Below are 19,919 nucleotides of genomic sequence, written 5' to 3'. Positions count from 1 at the left end.
CTATGCCTTAAAGATTCCCCCTATTCCCTTAACCATCGATGACACTTGCGTTACAGCTGACATCATCTGACCTGCGGTATCCACCATTTTATTGAGATCAAGCGAACCATCCTGGGCTTTAAAGGAATTCATAATGCTTTGCACTCCAGATGGCTGTTTAGGAATGAATGATTGTTTAGGATACGGATTCATATACGGCATCTGCTGCGCAGCGGACTTGCTTGCCTGAGTTCCGTAATAATCTTCAGATTCTAATGGGTTTTGAAAAACACCAGCATTTTTCGAACCGGTCTTTGCGTAGTATCCTTGGTCATAGTTATGCTGCGGATAGGGATTTGGTGAATAATTTTGCTGCTGCAATCCTGCCATCTGAGGCGGCTGATGATACTCCATATTATAAGGCAAATAATAAGGGTTATACTGTCCAGCAGAATTATTATAATTCTGCATTGGCTGCTGCCTCATATAAAATTGGCCATTCGGCCCCATATAAAATGGATCCATGTATATACTTTGATTTAAATGGCCGTATGGCTGCAGATGGCTCGCTCTATTCATTACTCGGCCAAACATGGGCAAACATCCTCCCCATTCAAAAAATATAAGTATATTAGCAATAATTCCAGGCAAAAGCCTTCTAATTATCACCAATATAATATATGAAAGTTTTGCCCAGAATGTGAAAGGATCAATTAACATTAAAAATGGAAGCGGTTTCCGTTTTTGTCTAACTATGAAGAATCATGTCGGAAGTTTGATTTTTTTAAAAACGATGAAAAATAAATTTTCATGATAGGATATAAAAAACAAAACAGTTTCTTGTCCCCTTTTTCATTTACCGGGCTGCGGGGAAGAAATTTCTCCGCGAATCAATATTCTGAGGAGGCAATATCATGAATGTTCACGAACTAAAAATGAAGTTTCATCAGCTGCGGGAGTATACTCCTGAAAATGTTAATGAATTATTGGATTTTGCTAAAAAGGCCTATATCCATAATGAAATTTCCAGTACAGATTATCGAAATCTCGTTCGTGAGCTTGAAGCTCAAGGAGCGGCCGTTCCGGAAAGCTACAAAGATAACACCCTCCAGGATTCAGTAAATGCATAAGAAATATTTAAAAAAGGGACCCTATTTCAGGTTCCCTTTTTTTCTTCACCTACTAATTTTATCAATTGCTTTAGGACATACACGGCCGAATTAACATAATTAATGAACCTGGTTTTGCTTGTTTCAGGGAAAAATGCCTGAATGGAGACCAGTTCAATATGTTCAGCAGCAGATTCAATCTGCTGAGGATAAAGATTTCGGGGTTTATGAATGCCAATCCACTCCAGGGCTTCTTCTTTCCATCTTTCATTTATGGATTTAACATCATCGGCAAAAGGTTTGACTTCATTATAAAAATCACCCTTCTCACCTGATTCCTTAACCTTTTTAAACCTGCTGTCTGAGATTTCCACACATTCAAGCAGCTGTTCTGTCATTTGCAGCAGGGAATTTTCATGAACCATTCAGCATCAACTCCAATTAGAATAGCGGAAGGCGCCCGCTTAATAAAGGCACGCAGACTAAAACGCCACGTCCGGTGGCAACGTCTGCATGACCCACATCCTCCCAAAAGCTATCGCTTTCGGTCGTGCGATGTTTATGCTGACGAAGCCTTCCATGTCCTGTGGGCCTCATACATAAGACTCTTTAACCTTTTGGACGGATTGGCTTAGACCCGAGAGCCGATGGCGCCTGGAGCTAGACAGTTTTCTAACTTCAGATCTTATACGCTTTATTAAAAAATAAAAGTAGCTAGTCAACATTAGCTACTGAAGGATACTGCTATTCTATGCCACTTAGAAGCCAAGTTCAAGCTTCATTGCTGCTGACCTTTTTGTATCTTCTATATTGTCTGCCTCAGACCTGATTACCGTCATGCCCTCTTCAATCGCTTCCAGCCTGCTTTCGCAAACCTCCAGTTTTTCTGACTGTTCATAATACCAATCCTGGCGAAGCCCAGACAAATTAGACTCCAGGACATTTTCAAGCTCTTCCAGCTGATCATATATTTCTGTAAGCATGGCCAGCAATTCATCTTTTTCTACCATTTTTCCCTGCATACAAAAAACCTCCCGATTTCTTTTTCTCCTTGCTTCCTGCAATAAATACGACGAAGGATACAGTGAAAATTTTGCTGTGTGCCTACATAATTCTATTTCGTTTGTAGGTTTCCTCCATGCATGACAAAACTAGAAGTGATTCGTCAAAGAAAGTACTTATTTGCATGGCAGCAACATGGTTTCGACAGCCCCCGGAAGAATGAAAACAGCGTCATTGAACAAACTAATTAACGGAGGTGTAATGTAATGGCAAAAAAAGAAAAAGAAAAACAAAATAAAGCACAGCCGAAAAAGCTGGAAGAAACAAAAACAGGCTATGGCAATAAGAAACTTGAAGGCCCTGACCGCCCTTCAACTTAAAAGAACAAAGGCGGAAGCGCCTTGATCAGCCCCGACAGGCATAAGACGAATCACGCAGATTTCTGGAGTGATTTGGCTTATGACCCGAGGGGCTAGGCGCTGGAGCTGGATGCAGATATTTTTCATCAAAGTTATCCACATTGTTATATTTTATAATTTCATAGACATTGTAAAAAGCAAGGGATTCCTTGCTTTTTTTCACTTTTCCGCTAACAAAGCAAGCGAAATAATTTCCCCAGCTTTGCAGCAGTATGAAGCTGTTTCTGCTTATGCAAATACCATTTGGTAATATGGACAGGGTGCTTTAAGACAACCGATTCAGATGCCCATTTACTTTTAATGCGTTTTTTTTCGGACCAATCATTAAATTGATGAATGTGATGGGTGATTATCGGGTATGTACAGCGTAAGAAAGGGGTGGTTCTCCGTTGTCTTCCCTCAAAGTATTTCTCATAATCATGTCTTGAACCAGTATGAATTGTGCCTGAAGCAAATTCATACACGTCCCCATAATAGCTGGTGTCAAATAAGATTTCTGCCAGCCGTTTTCCAAGATCAATTCTTTTCGACACCGAGCGGAAACCATTGACACTTGCCCCGTATAATTCCCCTTTACAAGTAGGGAAGATTACAGAACTAAAATGAAGATAGTCCTGAAAGGAAAAAAGCAATGTATGAAAAACTTTATTCTTATAAATTTCATGTTCCATTACAGGTTCTTGGATAACATTTTGTTCATTGATAATCAGTGAAATCATTAACCTCTTTTTATTTCTATTTTTCCAGAAAGAAAGCCACTCCTGTTCCATAAATGCCGATACACGAAAAATTTTTAATAAATGAAACATTGGCCTATTTATTTTCGTCGAATAATGATAGAGGAGCAATTGCGGAAATGCATCCTGAAAAATCAGCCAATTGGCCCTTTCATATGTAATATAAAGCATGTCCCGCAATTTCTTTCCTATCAATTTAGGAAAACAGTTTCCTTCAAGATCACACATATTCCAGCCGGCATTTCGAGACACCATGGAGGCAAGAAACGCCCAGCGTATCTCAGGATGCTTTTTATAAAATCTGAAATATGCTTCCGTTCTTGAAATATTGTCCAGGTTATATTTTGCAGTCATCTTCATAATATGATCCATTATTGCCTGTTCCTTTTTCTCATGGCTATTCAAGAATTTCCCAGGAAGAAACATCGCATTTCACCTCAGAAAATGAATGGTCTGTATTTGGCCAGCAGGCAGACACTCCAAATGACTCTGTAAAACGAATAAAACTGGAAAGTAACGCTCAAATGGAGTTTCCTATATACTTTGTTATTTAGAACTTTTTATTCAACCAAATCATGCTTACTTTTGTTATTATAGGGAGTAGTTTAAAACGAGGTGAATGCATGAATTTCCATTATCCTAATGGCAGGAGATATACTCCTTCTCCCAATAGCGCCAAAAAATTAACACCAGAGAAGAAATGGACCTACAGCAATCGTGGAATGACACTGGAGGAAGATATAAACGAAACGAATGAATTCTATCTGGAACATGGAATAGCCACTATTCATAAAAAACCAACGCCTGTTCAAATCGTCCAGGTTGATTATCCAAAGAGAAGTGCGGCAGTTATTAAAGAAGCATATTTCAAACAAGCATCAACAACAGATTATAATGGTGTGTATAAAGGGAGATATATTGATTTTGAAGCAAAAGAAACTCAGAACACGACCTCCTTCCCTCTAAAGAATTTTCATGAACACCAGGTGAAGCACATGGAGAAGGTATTAGCCCAGCAAGGGATTTGTTTTGTTCTTCTCCGCTTTTCTGCTACCGAAGAAGTTTTCCTTTTAGAGGCACATTATTTGCTCTCATACTGGGAGAGAATGAAGGCTGGGGGAAGAAAATCAATTACCAAGGGGGAAATCGAAATGCATGGCCACCACATTCCGCTTGGATTTCAGCCCAGAATTGACTATATTAAGATAATAGATTATCTTTATACCCTTAAATAAGTTTTTTTACAGTTCCATTGTCAAGAAAGGATGAACATAGATATGACTGAAAAATATCAATCAAGAGAGGAGCGCCGCAAACAGCAATCCAAGCCTAAAAAGAAGGGCAGAAAAAAAGGCACAGGCACTTTTAAACGTATTTTCCTAATTTTAATTGCCCTCGGGATTGCTGGAATGCTTATAGGAGCAGGCGCTTTTGCTTTTATGGTGAAAGACGCACCAAAGCTTGATGAAAAATTGCTGAAGGATCCAATTTCTTCACAGATTTACGATATGGAGGGCGAATTCATTACTGATGTAGGCTCCGAAAACCGTGATTATGTCGCTTATGAAGACATACCAAAACTAGTGGAAGACGCGTTTTTGGCAACTGAGGATGTTCGCTTTTACAAACATAATGGCATGGACTTAATTCGATTAGGCGGTGCAGTAATAGCCAACGTAACTCGCGGATTTGGTTCTGAAGGGGCAAGTACGATTACCCAGCAGGTGGTAAAGAACTCCTTCTTAAATAATGAAAAAACGCTAAGCAGGAAAGCCCAGGAAGCCTGGCTCGCATTCCAGCTTGAGCGCAAGTATACAAAACAGGAAATCTTTGAGATGTATGTGAACAAGATTTACATGTCAGAAGGGCATGGAGTTTTAACGGCATCGAAAATCTTTTTTGATAAAGAACTAGATGAGCTGGAGCTGCATGAAGCGGCCCTCTTAGCCGGCATGCCGCAAAGCCCGAACAATTATAATCCTTTTGATCATCCTGACAAGGCAGAGAAAAGGAGAAATATTGTCCTTTCACTGATGAATCAGCATGGTTTCATTACAAAAGAACAAATGGAAGCAGCCCAAAAAGTTCCTGTGGAATCTACACTTGTGGCTGAAGAGAAAAGAGAAACAAACGAATCAAAATATGATTCTTTCATCGATGTTGTCTTGGATGAAGTAGAAAAGAAATACCCGGATCTTAACCCATATTCTGATGGATTAAAAATTTATACGACCCTGGATCCAAATGCACAGAAACACGTAGAAAACATCTTAAACACTGATGCAGCGGTAGCGTATCCAGATGACGAATTCCAGGCAGGAATCACTTTGCTGGATACAAAAACTGGGGAAATAAGAGCAATTGGCGGCGGTCGCAACCAGGAAGTAAAACGCGGGTTTAACTATGCTGTAGATCAAAAAAGACATGCTGGTTCAACTTTTAAACCGATTGTCGATTATGGCCCAGCAATCGAGTATCTAAAATGGGGAACCTACCAGACTATTGTTGATGAACCCCACACATATTCCGGCGGAACAAAAATTAATAACTGGGACGGAAAACATATGGGCCCTATGTCCATGCGTGAAGCCCTCGCCCGTTCACGTAATATCCCGGCCCTGAAAACCCTTCAGGAAGTAGGAACTGATAAGGCTTTAGAATTCACCAATAGATTAGGCATCCCAATGGAAGAAATGTATGAGTCATATTCTATCGGCGCATATGAGGTTTCCTCTCTGCAGGTAGCCGGCGCATATAGTGCTTTTGGGAATAATGGCTTTTACACTGAGCCTCATGCCATCAAGCAAATTGAAATGCGTGACGGCACGAAGCTTGACTTGAAACCAGAGTCTGAAGTAGTGATGAAAGATTATACAGCATTTATGATTAGTGACATGCTGAAAAGTGTAGTTAAATCTTCGTATGGAACTGGCCGACAGGCAGATGTTCAAGGATTGCCTGTAGCAGGAAAAACAGGAACTACAAACTACACTGATGAACAGGAACAGGAATGGGGAATTCCTAGTGGTGCTGTGCCTGATGCATGGTTTGCAGGTTATACGACGAACTATACAGCAGCTATATGGACCGGCTATCAGGATAGAAAAAACTATATCCCTGCAGGCGATGAGCAAAAAATTGCGCAAAGACTTTTCAGCAGTCTAATGGCACATGTTTCAGAAGGAAAAGAAACAGAAGACTTCAAGGTCCCTAACTCCGTGGAGGAGGTTGCCATTGAAAAAGGAAGCAACCCTGCCAAACGGGCAAGCCAATTTACACCTAAGGACCAAATCATTTATGAATATGCTGTAAAAGGCAATGCTCCGACACAAGTGTCTGAGAAGTTTGATAAACTCGACTCCCCTTCTGGTCTGTCAGCGAACTTTGACCAGGAGACAAATGAAATTGCATTATCATGGGAATACCCAGAAGACGCAGAAGGCACTCAATTTGAAGTGACGGTATCCGTAAATGAAGGCGGAGATCAGCAGCTTAGCGTCACTTCTGAAAAAGGCTTAAAAATTGCCAACCCTCAGCCAGGAGCTGTTTATACCTTTAAAGTAACAGCATTTAAAGGTGATCAGCAAAGTGATCCTGCCTCTGTAAAAGTAGAAATCCCTGATCCAGGCGTCATCGAAGAAGATGAAACTGAAGGTGAAGGACAAGATGGAACTGGCGAAGAGGAACAGGAAGGTCAAGAAGGACAAAATGGTGAAGACGGCCAGGACGGAAACCAAGATGGCGACGGTTCTGGAAATGGTGAAGGTGAAGGTTCCGGTGATGGTTCCGGAGATGGCGAAGGAGCCGGAAACGGTGAAGGTAATGGTGAAGGTTCCGGAGATGGCGACACCGGTACCGGAGAAGGAAATGGAGCGGGTGCTGGAGATACAGGAGGTACTGGAGATACTGGAGGTACTGGAGGTACTGGCAGCGGCGGAAACGGCAATGGCAGCGGCACTTCAGGCTCGAGCGGTTCTGGAAATGGATCTGGCACATAACTAAATAGAAATGAAGAGCTGGCTCAGGGTTGAGTCGGCTCTTTTTTATCTTTGTCCTGCTGAGGTTTTATGGAATGGACGGTATTGGTACAATTGTGTCCGGGTAATTCGTGATTGTAGGCAGCTTCCTCCTTTGGCGCTCGGATTCTTTGAAGTTGTGCGCGATTCTGTTGGGTTCGCGCGGATCCCGGTCTTTTGCGCGTGCATTTCTTCCGTTTGTGCGCGGTTTCCTCACTTTCCGCGCTGTTTAATGAGATTTTTGCGCTGAGACCTTTGGATTCGCGCGAGTCTCGGTCTTTTGTGCGCCCATTTCTCCGGTTTGTGCGCACTTTCTCTCCTTTTACGCGCGGCTTTTTTGGAGTTGTGCGCGATACTTTTGGGTTTGCGCGGGTCCTGGTCTTTTACGCTCGCATTTCTTCCATTTGTGCGCGCTTTCCCTCCTTTTGCGCGCGGCTTAATGGGATTTATGCGCGGGACTTTTGGGTTTGCGCGGGTCCTGGTCTTTTACGCTCGCATTTCTTCCGTTGTGTGCGCTTTCCCTCCTTTTGTGCGCGGGTTCCGGTCTTTTACGCTCGCATTTCTTGTGCGCGCTTTCTCTCCTTTCGCGCGCGGCCTTAATGGGGTTTATGCGCGGGACTTGTAGTTCGCGCAGGCTATTGTTTTCTCTAGCCATAGAAAAAAGCGCCTATCATTTAAAGGCGCTTTCTCTTCGATTTTTCCAATGCAAGCATCTTCATATATTGCTTTTCCATTTCAGACATTAGTTCAGACAGCTGTATATAAGAATGATAAAAAGCCGGTCGTGCAAAAATGAAATTCAGCCGTTCCTTAAGGTTCACTGGCTTTATTGGCAATTCTCCAGGATCTGACTGAAGGTTTACCGGCTTGCTGTTTGCCCAATACAATAGCTGTAAAAATACTCCCAAAGATACTTTCATCGGATCTAATGCTGCCTTCTGGTCCCGGTTCGAAAAGTGCATACCCAGAAGATGTTTCTGCCCTGCCCACTCATTCATTAAGACAGGAATAAATTTTTCGCTGGTTTCCCAAGGCCTTACAGCAGGTATGCCCCTATAAAAAGCCGCTTCATATAGAAATGGCGGTAGAGGCTGATAAGCGGAAAGGGATCTTTCTTTTACAGCCAATGAATCATTCATTTTGTAAAACAGGGAATGGCATAATTGTTCTGTAACAGGAATGACTATCTCCCCGGTCATTTTGCTTGCTTCACCTTCATACGTTTCTTGCCTTCCCGGCATAAATCTAGCAGAGGGCAAATCTCACATTGAGGATTCTGTGCCTTACAGTGATATCTCCCAAAAAAGATCATACGATGATGAGTAATTGACCATTCATCCATCGGCACTTTCTTCATTAATGTCTTTTCAACTTCCAGTACAGAGTCCTTCCAGCGGCAGAAGCCAAGCCTTTTGCTTACTCGTTCAACATGAGTATCGACTGCAATAGCAGGCACTCCATAAGCCACTGAGACAACGACATTGGCAGTTTTGCGGCCTACTCCAGGAAGCTTTGTCAGCTCATCTCTGTCACGCGGCACTACACCCTCATATTCATCCAGAAGCAATCTGCACAGCTTTTGGATATTTTTAGCTTTGTTGCGATAAAGACCAATTGAGCGGATATCTTCCTGCAGTTCCTCTATGGAAACATTGAGGTAATCCTGGGGTGTTTTATACTTTTGGAACAGGTTTTTTGTCACTTTGTTTACCAGTGCATCAGTACATTGTGCAGATAGTGCTACAGCTATGACTAATTCAAATGGATTGGAATGATTTAATTCACAATGTGCCTCCGGGAACATTTCCCCCATTGCATCAAGGCAGTATCTTATTTGTGTTTTATTTAACAAAGAAATCACCAACTTACTATCTTCAATATTTTGGGTGCAGCTTTAACCTGCTTACTGTTCAAGCCAATTATAAAAGGGAACAGATTTCGTCGTCTGTGACGGAGTGTCTTCCCTCTTTGTCCTTAGCTGTGCCTGGTTCTGCCTGAATTTTTTTCCATAGCTTTTAGCCTGTTCAATCGTTTTTATGCCATTCTTTTTCCACTCAAAAAGAATCCTGTCTATATATCTGAAATTCAGTTTGCCGGACAGGACAGATTCTCTTAATGCAGCTTTTATAATATGGGGATCATGATGATCATCATCCATCCAGAGCGCAAGTGTTTCACATTCAAAAGGTGAAAGCGGCCTGCCGAATTCCCTTTCAAAGCAAGTATAAAGATCTGTTTCCTCCTGCTGTATCTTAACAGCTTCCTCTTTCTTGCCGCTGAGCAGAAACTGATCAATGAGCTTCTCCCAAAGCGGATCTAGATGGTATTTTTCATATCTGATGCCATCAGCAGAGTAGCTATCTTTGATATCAAAAAATCCTTTTTGGATTAGTTTCCTTAGCATATCCGTACATTCAGCCACAGAAATGGTCATGCGCGAAGATAATTCTACAGGGGTGGGAAATTCATTCCCATGTTCAATATAGGAAATTACATGAAGAATTAAGACGAGTTCATGCTCATTCAAATTCATTTCTTTATATTGAGAAAGCAGGACTCCAGGTATTGAAATATTTCCTTCCTGAAGCCATTTTAATAAACTATTTTTAGACATTCGGGACACCTCCTTCTCAGTATATCATGAACACAGTGGCCAAAGTGAGATGAAAAACCGGTAACTTTTCCATGAAGATTCAGCTTGACTGCTTTCTTCTGGAAGATGTTGCGGGAATCTGAAGAAGCAAAAAATCCGCGGAAGGCGGATTTCTGCTTTATCTATCAGTTTTTTAAAAAATTATGGATATAGGCGGTTTAATAAACGAGGAAAAGGAATTGTTTCACGTACATGCTCGACGCCGCTTATCCACGCAACTGTTCTTTCAAGTCCAAGACCAAATCCCGAATGCGGTACGGACCCATATTGACGAAGCTCCAGGTACCATTTGTAAGCATCCCTATCTAACTTATGTTCATCAAGGCGCTGCTTTAGAAGGTCATAGTCGTGAATACGCTCAGAGCCGCCGATGATTTCTCCATACCCTTCAGGTGCAATCAAGTCGGCACATAATACAACATCTTCTCTTGATGGATCAGGCTGCATATAGAATGGTTTCAGTGAAGTTGGATAGTGTGTGATAAAGACTGGCTTATCATAGCTTTCTGCAATTGCTGTCTCATGCGGTGCACCAAAGTCGTCTCCCCACTGGATATCATCAAAACCTTTTTCCTGAAGAAACTTAATTGCTTCATCATACGTGATGCGCGGGAATGGTGCCGTAATTTTTTCAAGTTTCTCCGTATCACGGCCTAGTGTTTTGAGTTCAATTGAACAGTTCTTAAGAACAGATTGTACAATATGAGCTACATATTCTTCCTGTACTTTCAGGTTATCATCAAACTCACAGAAAGCCATTTCAGGTTCAATCATCCAAAATTCGATTAAATGACGGCGAGTTTTGGATTTTTCAGCACGGAAGGTCGGCCCGAATGAAAATACTTTTCCAAGAGCCATAGCAGCTGCCTCCATATAAAGCTGGCCGCTTTGTGATAAATAAGCATCTTCATCAAAATACTTTGTCGCAAAAAGTTCCGATGTACCTTCTGGGGCGCTTCCCGTCAAAATTGGAGGGTCAACCTTTGAAAAACCTTGCTCGTTGAAAAACTCATAAGTTGCCCGGATAATTTCATTTCTGATTTTCATGACTGCATGCTGTCGGCGGGAGCGCAGCCATAAGTGACGATTGTCCATTAGGAATTCAGTTCCATGTTCTTTAGGAGTAATCGGATAGTCCACAGCCTGATGAATAACTTCCAGGCCTGTAACCAGCATTTCAAATCCGAAAGGTGAACGCTCATCCTTTTGAATCTTGCCAGTAACATAAACGGAAGATTCCTGTGTAACTGATTTTGCACCCTGGAAAATCTCTTCCGGCACTTCCGCTTTCACTACAACACCTTGAATAAAACCAGTCCCATCGCGCAGCTGTAAAAATGCAATCTTTCCGCTTGAGCGCTTGTTGGCAATCCAAGCTCCAATCGTAACTTCCTGATCAACATATTTATGAACTTGAGAAATTGTTGTTTTTATCAATTTATGTTCCCTCCAAAAAAATCTAAGCAATCACTTCTTATGTAACGCTATATATTATACCTTCAAGCACATTGACAAGCAATATTAGTAATATTTTAAGTGTTCTTACGAAAAATACAGAAGGAGGCCGGATATAATCCAGCGCTCCTGTTTCACAAAAATTAGAAAGTCCAAAATTTTGAACGTCGATTTCTAACGTAAGCCTTGAAGTGTACGGGGTGGGCAAGGCGCTTCCGCTTTTCTTTACTTCATGTTCTTTTCTACAAATCCATGCATCCGTTCCACAGCTTTTTCTAATAATTCAAGAGAAGTTGCATATGATAAACGGATATTATCCGGAGAGCCAAAACCAGAACCTGGAATTACTGCAACCATCGCTTCCTCAAGAAGAGCCTTAACAAATTCATCGACACTCTCAAAACCGGTCAATTCTGCTGCCTTTTTCACATTGGGAAACAGGTAAAATGCTCCTTGTGGTTTTACACAAGTAAAGCCTGGTATGCTGATTAATTTATCATAGATAACATTTAATCGATGTTCGAATGCTTCTCTCATTTCTTCCAGTGTATCCTGTGATCCGGCATATGCAGCGATTGAACCATATTGTGCTGTTGTTGTCGGGTTGGATGTGCTGTGGCTGGCAAGGTTGGTCATGGCCTTAATAATATTCTTATTACCTGCTGCATATCCAATTCTCCACCCTGTCATGGAATGAGACTTGGATACCCCATTAATGATAATGGTTTGTTCTTTAAGTTCAGGTGAAATTTCAGCAATCGAAGTATGCTGGTGGCCGCCATATACCAGTTTTTCATAGATTTCATCAGAAATGATAAGGACATTATGCTTTAAACAAACCTCGCCAAGCTCCTTTAATTCCTCCGCTGAATAAAGCATGCCGGTCGGGTTGCTTGGTGAGTTAATAATCACTGCCTTGGTTTTGTCAGTTATGCTTTTAGCCAGCTGTTCCGGTGTGATCTTAAAATCATTCTCTTCTCTTCCCTCTGCATAAACAGGAATACCTCCTGCTAGTTTAACCTGTTCAGGATAGCTGACCCAATATGGAGTCGGGATAATGACTTCATCCCCTTCATTAAGCAAAACCTGGAAAAGTGTATATAAGCCATGCTTTGCACCATTGGTAACGATGATTTCTGAAGCGTCATACTCAAGTCCCTGGTCTTTTTTAAACTTGTTTGCGATTTCTTTCTTTAATGCTGGAAGACCTGCTGAAGCCGTATATTTTGTATGTCCCTCATTCATTGATTTCACTGCTGCATCGATAATATGCTGCGGCGTATTAAAATCCGGCTCGCCTGCTCCCAATCCAATAACATCATGTCCCTGGGCTTTTAGCTCTTTTGCTTTTGCTGTGATTGCCAGAGTTGTTGATGGTGTCAACGCTTTTACTCTTTGTGCCAGTTGAATCTCCATTTGCTTGCTTCCTCCCGATTTTCTCCTGCACTAAGGCGCTGTAATGCCTCAGGCTATAGATTTTCAATTTTTTTTAGCCATTCTCCTGTTTTAAAATCTATATAATAATAATTTATTAAATCACTGCCGGAACGGTAATGAATTTCCCATAATGGAATATTTTTCTCCATTCCAAGCCGCACAGACATGATTTCAGCAGCATTTTTCTCCTGCTTAAGTCTGTTAATGGCCTCATTTCTGGAAATTCCTTCAGATTCTTTCAGTGTAACGATTTTCCCTTTTTTTTCTGGAACCCACACATATATACTTGTCCCATCATGATCTTTACCCTCGATTACATAGTAGGTCTCAGTGCCATGATATAAATTGAAATCTTCAGTTTCAGCAAGATCTGTTTCCTTTTTCGCAAGCTCTACAGCCTTTGATTCTGCCGCTCTAACCGGCTTCATGCTGTTGAAATAAATTAAAGAGCCTGCTCCAATGCATATGACAAGCAGAATAATGATACCCCATATTGCTCTCTTCATGTCTCAATCACTCTTTTATGTACGATAAATCGTAAAAATCGCTTTATTTTGGTCTTCCTGATCAAGCGCCAAACCGAACATCAAATCTTTTTCTTTTAAAGTTCTGTTCAGTGCATCAACAATTTTATACAGATCCGGGCTTTGCTGGATCTTCACGGTAGATAAAACCTCAATTTTGCTTTCCATTCTGGAATTCCTCCTCAGCCTCTACAATATTTGTAACTTATATACCCAGCCGTTAAGGTTAAACTAATTTTACAAAGAAATAAATCTCAGTAACAGTATAACAGCAGAATTGATTAACTGGTATTAAAACAACTACAAATTTTCTTCTGGTCCACCACGTCAAGCTGCGCCGCAAGCGCAGCTTTTTTCCATTTGGCCATTAAATTTTGATTGCTAATTATTTGGCCTGTTGAAAGTGATAAAATTCCCCCTAAAAGTCATTACCTTCACAAAATATTTCCCTTTGATATTTTGGTGAAGGTATATGTTTATTTGAACTCCTCGCCCTGGAAAATCGTGAATAATTCATAATTAATGTCTGTAAATTTGATGGTGACGGTTCCGTGCTTTCTTGTATAATATACATCAACCCAGGCATCGTTTAACAGCCCGAACAGATCCGAATCATGTTTTATGGATGGTTTATAAAAAAGAATGGCGATCTGCGGATCCAAATGTTTGATCATCTCTTCTGATATGGAATCGTTCCTGCCAAACGCAGGAAGTTTTACAATATTAACATTGGATAACTCTTTTTTCATGAGAAAATCTTTAGATTTTGGACTAGTCGAGTTCATAAATAATACACGATGCCTTGCAAATGTAAAGGAAATATCCATTCCTTCCCCCGATTCATTACCTGCGTAAAGAACTTCTGCAAGCAACCCCGGAAATAGCTGCTGCTTAAAATTCTGATTCCAGGCATGCAGACTAAGGTCACTGATTCCGTTCTCAGCCCTCAACTCAGAAACTGCAGAATCATAGGCAATAATTTCTTTAACCCCAAAATCTTCTATCAGCCATTTAAGGCTGGCCACGTTATATAATTCCTCATCTGTCAGGATAATAGCTGAAATCCTATTTACGCCATATAATTCAAGAAGCTTCTTTAATTCTTCCTCTGTTCCTGGCCCGCCGGTGTTAATAAGGACTTTTTCGTCATTTCCATGATGAAGCAAGGAAGCCTCGCCATCAGACAAGGAAAAAAACGTAAAAGCCAGCTCATCACTTTTTAGTTTTAGATCAATGCTTTCCACTTTAACAGGAACTGCTGGTGAATCCTTAGGTATGTAATACCAATTCGTGAACAGTAGCATAAAGGCGAACAGCACGTTCATCTTTCCATTCCTCCTACATATGAACAAAAGCATACTGAGGATTTATAAATAAAGAACCCACAAAATTATAATGCGTTAATCATCTAAATTTATCCTGATAAAAACCAGATGCCTTGTTCTCATAGTAGGATTCCGGTGAAAATCGCGGAATTTTTTACAGCCAAGTATAAATTAATTCGACAATTTCATCAATATTACTTTTCTGGACAGGAATAGGCGGAATGGAATCCAGAAATGCCTTTCCATACCTTGCGGTGATAATTCTTCGGTCAAATATCACGATGACTCCTCTATCCGAACTTGTTCTAATTAATCTCCCGACACCTTGCTTAAAGCGGATAACTGCTTCGGGCAATGAGTATTCGGAAAACGGATTTTTTCCTTCCTTTGCAATTTGCTCATTTTTCGCCTGTGCCATCGGTTCATCTGGAGGTGAAAATGGCAGCCTGACAATTACAAGACAGGAAAGATCCTCACCAGGGATATCCACACCTTCCCAAAAGCTGCTTGTCCCTAAAAGAATGGCTTTATCAAATCGCTGAAAATTCCTCGTAAGTCTTGATCTGCTTCCGCTTGTAACACCCTGGGCAATGAGAACATAATCCTCCAGGAACCCTGATTCCTTTATAAGCTCATAGGTTCTTCTTAACATCTCATGCGAAGTGAAAAGAATCAGCATTCTTCCTTTCGCTGCTTCCGCAATTGAAATTATATGCTCGGTAATTGATGCCACATACTCCTCGAGCGGTACTGCATTCACTTCAGGCAAATCATCAGAAATCACTAGCTTAACCTGCCTTTGATAATCAAAAGGAGATTGAATTTGCTTTAGAGTGCATTGCTGTTCCTCAAGCCCTAGTTCCTTTAGAATAAAACTGAAAGAATTTTTCACAGATAAAGTGGCAGATGTAATGACCGTACTTTCCTTTTGGCTGAAGAATTGTTCATTAAGATATTCAGAAACTGATACAGGCTGTGCATAAACAGTTGTAGCATTTTGTGCAGAGCGAGTATCCATTTCAATCCAAACAACAAATTCCCGGGACGGCAAGTGAAAGATATGGTTTAAATCCTCATACATTCCCCTTAAATCATCCAGAATGGAAGCCACTTCCTCCATTAATGCCTTCTCCTCAAGAGAAAGAGCTGATTTAATATTTGTAACTGCTCCTACACGGCTGTCTATGCCCTGGATCAATTCCTTAAGCATAAATTTAAAACGTTCGGCACTCGCTAATACGACATTCGTTTCCTTGTTATCAGCATTTCTATTAAATCGGACCGTAATTCGATTTACGCTTTTTTTTGCTTTTGTATATTTTTTAGCATAAATCGCTATAACTCTAAACAACTCATCCATTTCATGAATAATGTCAGCTATTGTTTGGTTGATTTCAAAAGAATGCATGACATCATCAGGTGCCGCTGCTTTCTCTTCCACCAGCTTTTCAAGCTTATAATACAGCTGCTTCTGTTCAAATAATCCAATTTGACCAAGCATCAGCCGAACTGATAGATAATCAAGCTTATTGCCAAAATGTTTCCCAGAAGCCTTAACAAAATGATGTCCCTCATCGATCACCACATGGCTGAATTCAGGCAAAATAACATTATCTGCTGTTAGATCCGTTAAAAGCAGTGAGTGATTCGTAATAATGATATCTGCCTTTTGGGCATCCTTTCTTGCCCTTAGATAAAAATCTCTGGAAATCCACGACTTATCCTGTAAAAAAGCTGTTTCATCATTCTTTATCCTGCTCCAGTAAATCATCCCGCCGCTTGACAGGTTTAATTCATCAATATCACCTGTGTCAGTCTCCAGCAGCCAGACAAGAATCTGCATTTTGCTAAGGGTTGTATCATAATTATCTTCATCATCTCTTAACGTTTGAGCGAACTTCGCAAGGCTGATATAATGGCTTCTTCCCTTCAGCAATACAGCTTTAAGCGGGAATGGCAGCATTTTTTGAAGCAGTGGAACATCCTTCCTCAGCAGCTGCTCCTGAAGCTGTGTTGTATATGTACTGATAATAACAGTTCTTCCGCTTTCCTTTGCATAAACAGCTGATGGAACAAGATATGCCAAGGACTTCCCAACACCAGTGCCTGCCTCAATCAATGCATGCCGTTTATTTTTGAACGCTCCATAAACCGAATCCATCATGATAAACTGGCCATCTCTTTTTTCAAAAGAAGGGAAGGCTTTAATGAACATTTCCTGCTTTTCCTCTTCACTGAAAGGAAAGCCCTGAAATTCGGAGCCTGCTAGTTCCCGTGGTTTCATTTCTTTTTTCAGTGCAATCCCTCTGTGAACTTCAATACCATCATCTAAATAACCAATCCTACTTTCATTAACCGCAATGAACTCGTCCAATAATATATCAAGATCACTCTTTAAGCCTCCAGACAGCTTATGCAGCAGGTCTATGGTGTTATGGGGAAGGTTTTTAAGCTTATTCAATAATATTAACAGGAGCTCAGCGGTCACATACGCATCACTGTCTGCCTGATGGGGACGTTCATGATTAAGGCCTTCCCGGAGTGCAAGATCAGATAATTTAAAGCTATCTGCAGTCGGAAAAAGAATACGGGCCATCTCAACTGTATCAAGAACAGGACCGTAAAATCCGTTATATCCTGCCTCAATTAATTCTTCCTGTAAAAAAGATAAATCAAATAAAACATTATGAGCCACAAAATAAGCACCCTCAAGCAAAGTCAAGACTTTAGGGGCAATTTCCGAAAAGAGCGGGGCATTCTCGACCATTTCATCTGACAATCCTGTCAGTTCTTCTATAAACGGGGGGATGGATTGCTCCGGGTTTACAAGGGAGGAGTATTCCTCTGTGATTTTTCCGTTTTCAATCACCACAGCAGCAAATTGTATCATTTTATCGCCTTTTTTCGGGGCGTTCCCGGTTGTTTCCAAATCCACTACAACATATTTATTACCCATGGCTAACACCTCAATATTCAGTCATTCAAACGGTATCATAAAAACGGAAAAAGAAAAAGGCAAATAGCTTTTCCCCTTATTATTTTTCTTCCACTTGAACTATGCAGTTATTCAGGCTGTTTATAAAAAAGAGCTGAATCTCCATAGGAGTTCAGCACTTTATAAAACTCTATTTAAAAAACTGTACTTTCCGGCTCTGCATGTATCATGTCAGCGATCCGATTGCTGCTGTCCATTATCGCTACCTTTGGTTCATGATAAGGCACCTTTTCATCAGGAACGAGAGCATATGAAATGATAATGACAATATCCCCTTCCTGTACAAGGCGTGCAGCTGCACCATTAACACAGATTACGCCGCTCCCTCTTTCACCGGGTATAATATAGGTTTCAAATCGTGCTCCATTGTTATTATTAACAATTTGAACTTTCTCATTGGGAGCCATGCCTACTGCTTCAATAATGTCTGTATCGATAGTGATGCTGCCAACATAATTAAGATTGGCTTCTGTTACTGTTGCACGATGGATCTTGCCATTCATCATGGTGCGAAACATGCTGTCTTCCTCCCTTAGCTTTGTTTTTTTACTGATATTATAGCGTTATCTATTAAACGGGCCTTTGAGAATTTAACGGCCATTGCGATGATGATTTTACCTTCCAGGCGGGAAAGCTGTTTAAGGTGGGGATAGGATAGGATTTCAATATAATCTATTTCCCCGCTTGTATTTTTTGTGATGAATTCCTTCATGCAGGCTAGAATCTTCCGGGGATCTTGTTCCCCTTCATCTATAGCGGACTCCGCCATCTTAAGACTTTGATGGAGAGCTGCTGCTTGATCTCGTTCTGCCGGAAGAAGATGTACGTTTCTTGAGCTCTTAGCCAATCCATCTTCTTCTCTGACCGTCTGAACAGGGACAATTTCCACTGGAATATTGAAATCTCGTACTAGCCCATCAACAACGGCCACCTGCTGAGCATCCTTCATCCCAAAATATACTTTATCAGGCTGTACAATGTTAAAGAGCTTTATAAGGACCGTTGCAACACCATCGAAATGTCCCGGCCTGGATTTTCCGCATAAAACATCCGTACGATCCTGTACTTTAGCTGTTACAGACGGAGTCTCAGGATACATTTCCTCTGCTGAAGGAAAGAAGATGTAGTCATTCCCCTCTTTCTCTGCAAGGCTGCTGTCACGCTCGAAATCCCTGGGATATGTCGCTAAATCTTCTTTAGGGCCGAATTGAAGCGGATTGACAAAGATGCTTACCACTGTCACATCATTTTCTTCTCTGGCGGCACTTAATAAGGAGAGATGACCTTCGTGTAAATAACCCATTGTCGGGACGAATCCAATTGTCTTTCCTTCCCTCTTAAGCTGTAAAGCAATACTTTGCATTTCTCTTATATCAGTAATCGTTCTCATGCTTTTCCTCCGTACAAGCTCAGCAGCTCTTCCTCTTTCATCTTGAAGGAATGGGAATCATCAGGAAATGATCCGTTCTTCACTTCTGCGGAATAAGCTGCAAGACTATCGGCGATAATTGGGTTCAGGTTTTCATACTGTTTCACAAACTTTGGAACACGCTCTACACCGTATCCCAATACATCATGGTAAACAAGAACCTGTCCGTCTGTATCCTTGCCGGCCCCGATCCCAATGACAGGAATCGTCAATTCATCAGTAATCTGCTTTGCCAGCTGTTTTGGAACACACTCAAGGACAAGAGCGAAAGCTCCAGCCCTCTCACATTCTCTGGCATCATCAATCAGCTTTCTGGCTGCTTCAGCGTTTTTCCCCTGAACTTTATATCCCCCAAGGACCCCCACAGATTGTGGTGTCAGGCCCAGGTGGGCAACAACAGGAATGCCTGCTTTTGTTAACGCTCCGATTTGTTGTGCGACTTCATCACCGCCTTCAAGCTTAACAGCATGTGCCCCTGTTTCCTGAATGAGCCTTGCTCCATTTATAAGTGTATCTTTTGCGGACAAGTGATAGCTCATAAACGGCATATCAATCACAATAAATGTATTTTTTGCTCCACGTTTGACAGCCTTTCCATGATGAATCATATCCTCCATTGTAACTGGAACAGTTGAATCATAGCCCAGCACTACCATCCCAAGCGAGTCCCCCACAAGAATCATGTCCACATTGGCCCCTTCGGCCTGTTTGGCAGCAGGGAAATCATAAGCTGTCAGCATTACAATTTTCTCTTCATGTTCCTTCATTTTTAGAAAATCAGTTGTTTGCTTCATCATTCGTCCTCCTTATGCAGGAAGAGGCAATAAAACTTCCAAATG

19 protein-coding genes are annotated in these 19,919 nt (G+C 41.2%); 3 read left to right on the top strand and 16 right to left on the bottom strand.

From position 1 onward, the window contains the following. A complete protein-coding gene (locus MKY20_RS11260; protein ID WP_019379764.1) occupies positions 1-573 on the bottom strand; it encodes a YppG family protein in 573 nt (190 codons plus the stop codon). A 320-nt stretch (positions 574-893) separates the two neighbouring features. Here MKY20_RS11260 and MKY20_RS11255 point away from each other — a divergent pair, with 320 nt between their 5' ends. After that, positions 894-1,109, top strand: coding sequence for a YppF family protein (locus tag MKY20_RS11255; protein WP_009332703.1), 216 nt, complete (start codon positions 894-896; stop codon positions 1,107-1,109). 26 nt (positions 1,110-1,135) lie between these two features. Here MKY20_RS11255 and MKY20_RS11250 read toward each other — a convergent pair whose 3' ends face one another. The 3 genes from MKY20_RS11250 to MKY20_RS11240 form a co-directional block, all read right to left on the bottom strand. Then, positions 1,136-1,513 (bottom strand): YppE family protein, encoded by a 378-nt coding sequence (locus MKY20_RS11250; RefSeq protein ID WP_019379766.1) that lies wholly within the window; start codon positions 1,511-1,513, stop codon positions 1,136-1,138. 333 nt (positions 1,514-1,846) lie between these two features. Then, positions 1,847-2,110, bottom strand: a complete 264-nt coding sequence (locus MKY20_RS11245; protein ID WP_019379767.1) for a hypothetical protein — start codon at positions 2,108-2,110, stop codon at positions 1,847-1,849. 569 nt (positions 2,111-2,679) lie between these two features. Then, a complete protein-coding gene (locus MKY20_RS11240) occupies positions 2,680-3,672 on the bottom strand; it encodes a DUF2515 domain-containing protein (RefSeq protein ID WP_251175487.1) in 993 nt (330 codons plus the stop codon). A 197-nt stretch (positions 3,673-3,869) separates the two neighbouring features. Between MKY20_RS11240 and recU the strand changes: the two genes are divergently transcribed. Beyond that, a complete protein-coding gene (recU, locus tag MKY20_RS11235; RefSeq protein WP_009332707.1) occupies positions 3,870-4,481 on the top strand; it encodes a Holliday junction resolvase RecU in 612 nt (203 codons plus the stop codon). Between the two features lie 42 nt (positions 4,482-4,523). Further along, positions 4,524-7,244 carry a PBP1A family penicillin-binding protein gene (locus MKY20_RS11230; RefSeq protein ID WP_251175488.1) on the top strand — a complete coding sequence of 907 codons (2,721 nt, stop codon included), beginning with the start codon at positions 4,524-4,526 and terminating at the stop codon, positions 7,242-7,244. A gap of 692 nt (positions 7,245-7,936) precedes the next feature. Here MKY20_RS11230 and MKY20_RS11225 read toward each other — a convergent pair. The 12 genes from MKY20_RS11225 to panB all read right to left on the bottom strand — a co-directional run bounded on the left by MKY20_RS11225 (position 7,937) and on the right by panB (position 19,874). Continuing rightward, positions 7,937-8,461 (bottom strand): YpoC family protein, encoded by a 525-nt coding sequence (locus MKY20_RS11225; RefSeq protein ID WP_251175489.1) that lies wholly within the window; start codon positions 8,459-8,461, stop codon positions 7,937-7,939. Beyond that, positions 8,458-9,114, bottom strand: coding sequence for an endonuclease III (nth, locus tag MKY20_RS11220; RefSeq protein ID WP_009332710.1), 657 nt, complete (start codon positions 9,112-9,114; stop codon positions 8,458-8,460). The genes MKY20_RS11225 and nth overlap by 4 nt, the downstream gene beginning before the upstream one ends. 51 nt (positions 9,115-9,165) lie before the next feature. Continuing rightward, positions 9,166-9,876 (bottom strand): DnaD domain-containing protein, encoded by a 711-nt coding sequence (locus MKY20_RS11215; RefSeq protein WP_019380439.1) that lies wholly within the window; start codon positions 9,874-9,876, stop codon positions 9,166-9,168. A 180-nt stretch (positions 9,877-10,056) separates the two neighbouring features. Continuing rightward, the gene (asnS, locus tag MKY20_RS11210; RefSeq protein ID WP_157888601.1) at positions 10,057-11,349 is read right to left on the bottom strand and encodes an asparagine--tRNA ligase; all 1,293 of its coding nucleotides are present in this window, start codon (positions 11,347-11,349) and stop codon (positions 10,057-10,059) included. Between the two features lie 246 nt (positions 11,350-11,595). Next, positions 11,596-12,780: a pyridoxal phosphate-dependent aminotransferase gene (locus MKY20_RS11205; protein ID WP_026041604.1), complete on the bottom strand. Its 1,185-nt coding sequence runs from the start codon at positions 12,778-12,780 to the stop codon at positions 11,596-11,598. 59 nt (positions 12,781-12,839) lie between these two features. Then, the gene (locus MKY20_RS11200) at positions 12,840-13,313 is read right to left on the bottom strand and encodes a cell wall elongation regulator TseB-like domain-containing protein (protein ID WP_019380442.1); all 474 of its coding nucleotides are present in this window, start codon (positions 13,311-13,313) and stop codon (positions 12,840-12,842) included. Between the two features lie 15 nt (positions 13,314-13,328). Next, entirely contained in the window at positions 13,329-13,499 is a 171-nt protein-coding gene (locus MKY20_RS11195) for a YpmA family protein (protein WP_009332715.1), read from the bottom strand. A gap of 308 nt (positions 13,500-13,807) precedes the next feature. Then, positions 13,808-14,656, bottom strand: coding sequence for a hypothetical protein (locus MKY20_RS11190; RefSeq protein WP_019380443.1), 849 nt, complete (start codon positions 14,654-14,656; stop codon positions 13,808-13,810). A 154-nt stretch (positions 14,657-14,810) separates the two neighbouring features. Then, positions 14,811-17,612 carry an ATP-dependent DNA helicase DinG gene (gene dinG, locus MKY20_RS11185; protein WP_019380444.1) on the bottom strand — a complete coding sequence of 934 codons (2,802 nt, stop codon included), beginning with the start codon at positions 17,610-17,612 and terminating at the stop codon, positions 14,811-14,813. A gap of 173 nt (positions 17,613-17,785) precedes the next feature. Then, positions 17,786-18,169 (bottom strand): aspartate 1-decarboxylase, encoded by a 384-nt coding sequence (panD, locus tag MKY20_RS11180; protein WP_009332718.1) that lies wholly within the window; start codon positions 18,167-18,169, stop codon positions 17,786-17,788. Between the two features lie 14 nt (positions 18,170-18,183). Beyond that, positions 18,184-19,041, bottom strand: a complete 858-nt coding sequence (panC, locus tag MKY20_RS11175; protein WP_019380445.1) for a pantoate--beta-alanine ligase — start codon at positions 19,039-19,041, stop codon at positions 18,184-18,186. Beyond that, positions 19,038-19,874 carry a 3-methyl-2-oxobutanoate hydroxymethyltransferase gene (gene panB / locus MKY20_RS11170; RefSeq protein ID WP_019380446.1) on the bottom strand — a complete coding sequence of 279 codons (837 nt, stop codon included), beginning with the start codon at positions 19,872-19,874 and terminating at the stop codon, positions 19,038-19,040. Before panB ends, panC begins: the two co-directional genes overlap by 4 nt. Between the last annotated feature and the right edge of the window lie 45 nt (positions 19,875-19,919).

Origin of the sequence: Cytobacillus sp. FSL W8-0315, from assembly GCF_038002905.1 — a bacterium.
Taxonomy (GTDB): domain Bacteria; phylum Bacillota; class Bacilli; order Bacillales; family Cytobacillaceae; genus Cytobacillus; species Cytobacillus pseudoceanisediminis.
Note: the sequence above shows the minus strand (reverse complement) of the source record. Positions and strands in the feature narration are given on the sequence as shown.

Excerpts from the sequence above, each read along its gene's own strand:
- MKY20_RS11230 (WP_251175488.1), top strand. The coding sequence starts at position 4,524 with ATGACTGAAAAATATCAATCAAGAGAGGAGCGCCGCAAACAGCAATCC.
- panC (WP_019380445.1), bottom strand. The coding sequence starts at position 19,041 with ATGAGAACGATTACTGATATAAGAGAAATGCAAAGTATTGCTTTACAG.
- MKY20_RS11260 (WP_019379764.1), bottom strand. The coding sequence starts at position 573 with ATGTTTGGCCGAGTAATGAATAGAGCGAGCCATCTGCAGCCATACGGC.
- MKY20_RS11225 (WP_251175489.1), bottom strand. The coding sequence starts at position 8,461 with ATGACCGGGGAGATAGTCATTCCTGTTACAGAACAATTATGCCATTCC.
- MKY20_RS11215 (WP_019380439.1), bottom strand. The coding sequence starts at position 9,876 with ATGTCTAAAAATAGTTTATTAAAATGGCTTCAGGAAGGAAATATTTCA.
- MKY20_RS11250 (WP_019379766.1), bottom strand. The coding sequence starts at position 1,513 with ATGGTTCATGAAAATTCCCTGCTGCAAATGACAGAACAGCTGCTTGAA.
- panD (WP_009332718.1), bottom strand. The coding sequence starts at position 18,169 with ATGTTTCGCACCATGATGAATGGCAAGATCCATCGTGCAACAGTAACA.
- MKY20_RS11195 (WP_009332715.1), bottom strand. The coding sequence starts at position 13,499 with ATGGAAAGCAAAATTGAGGTTTTATCTACCGTGAAGATCCAGCAAAGC.
- panB (WP_019380446.1), bottom strand. The coding sequence starts at position 19,874 with ATGAAGCAAACAACTGATTTTCTAAAAATGAAGGAACATGAAGAGAAA.
- MKY20_RS11190 (WP_019380443.1), bottom strand. The coding sequence starts at position 14,656 with ATGAACGTGCTGTTCGCCTTTATGCTACTGTTCACGAATTGGTATTAC.
- MKY20_RS11255 (WP_009332703.1), top strand. The coding sequence starts at position 894 with ATGAATGTTCACGAACTAAAAATGAAGTTTCATCAGCTGCGGGAGTAT.
- MKY20_RS11240 (WP_251175487.1), bottom strand. The coding sequence starts at position 3,672 with ATGTTTCTTCCTGGGAAATTCTTGAATAGCCATGAGAAAAAGGAACAG.
- dinG (WP_019380444.1), bottom strand. The coding sequence starts at position 17,612 with ATGGGTAATAAATATGTTGTAGTGGATTTGGAAACAACCGGGAACGCC.
- MKY20_RS11245 (WP_019379767.1), bottom strand. The coding sequence starts at position 2,110 with ATGCAGGGAAAAATGGTAGAAAAAGATGAATTGCTGGCCATGCTTACA.
- MKY20_RS11200 (WP_019380442.1), bottom strand. The coding sequence starts at position 13,313 with ATGAAGAGAGCAATATGGGGTATCATTATTCTGCTTGTCATATGCATT.
- recU (WP_009332707.1), top strand. The coding sequence starts at position 3,870 with ATGAATTTCCATTATCCTAATGGCAGGAGATATACTCCTTCTCCCAAT.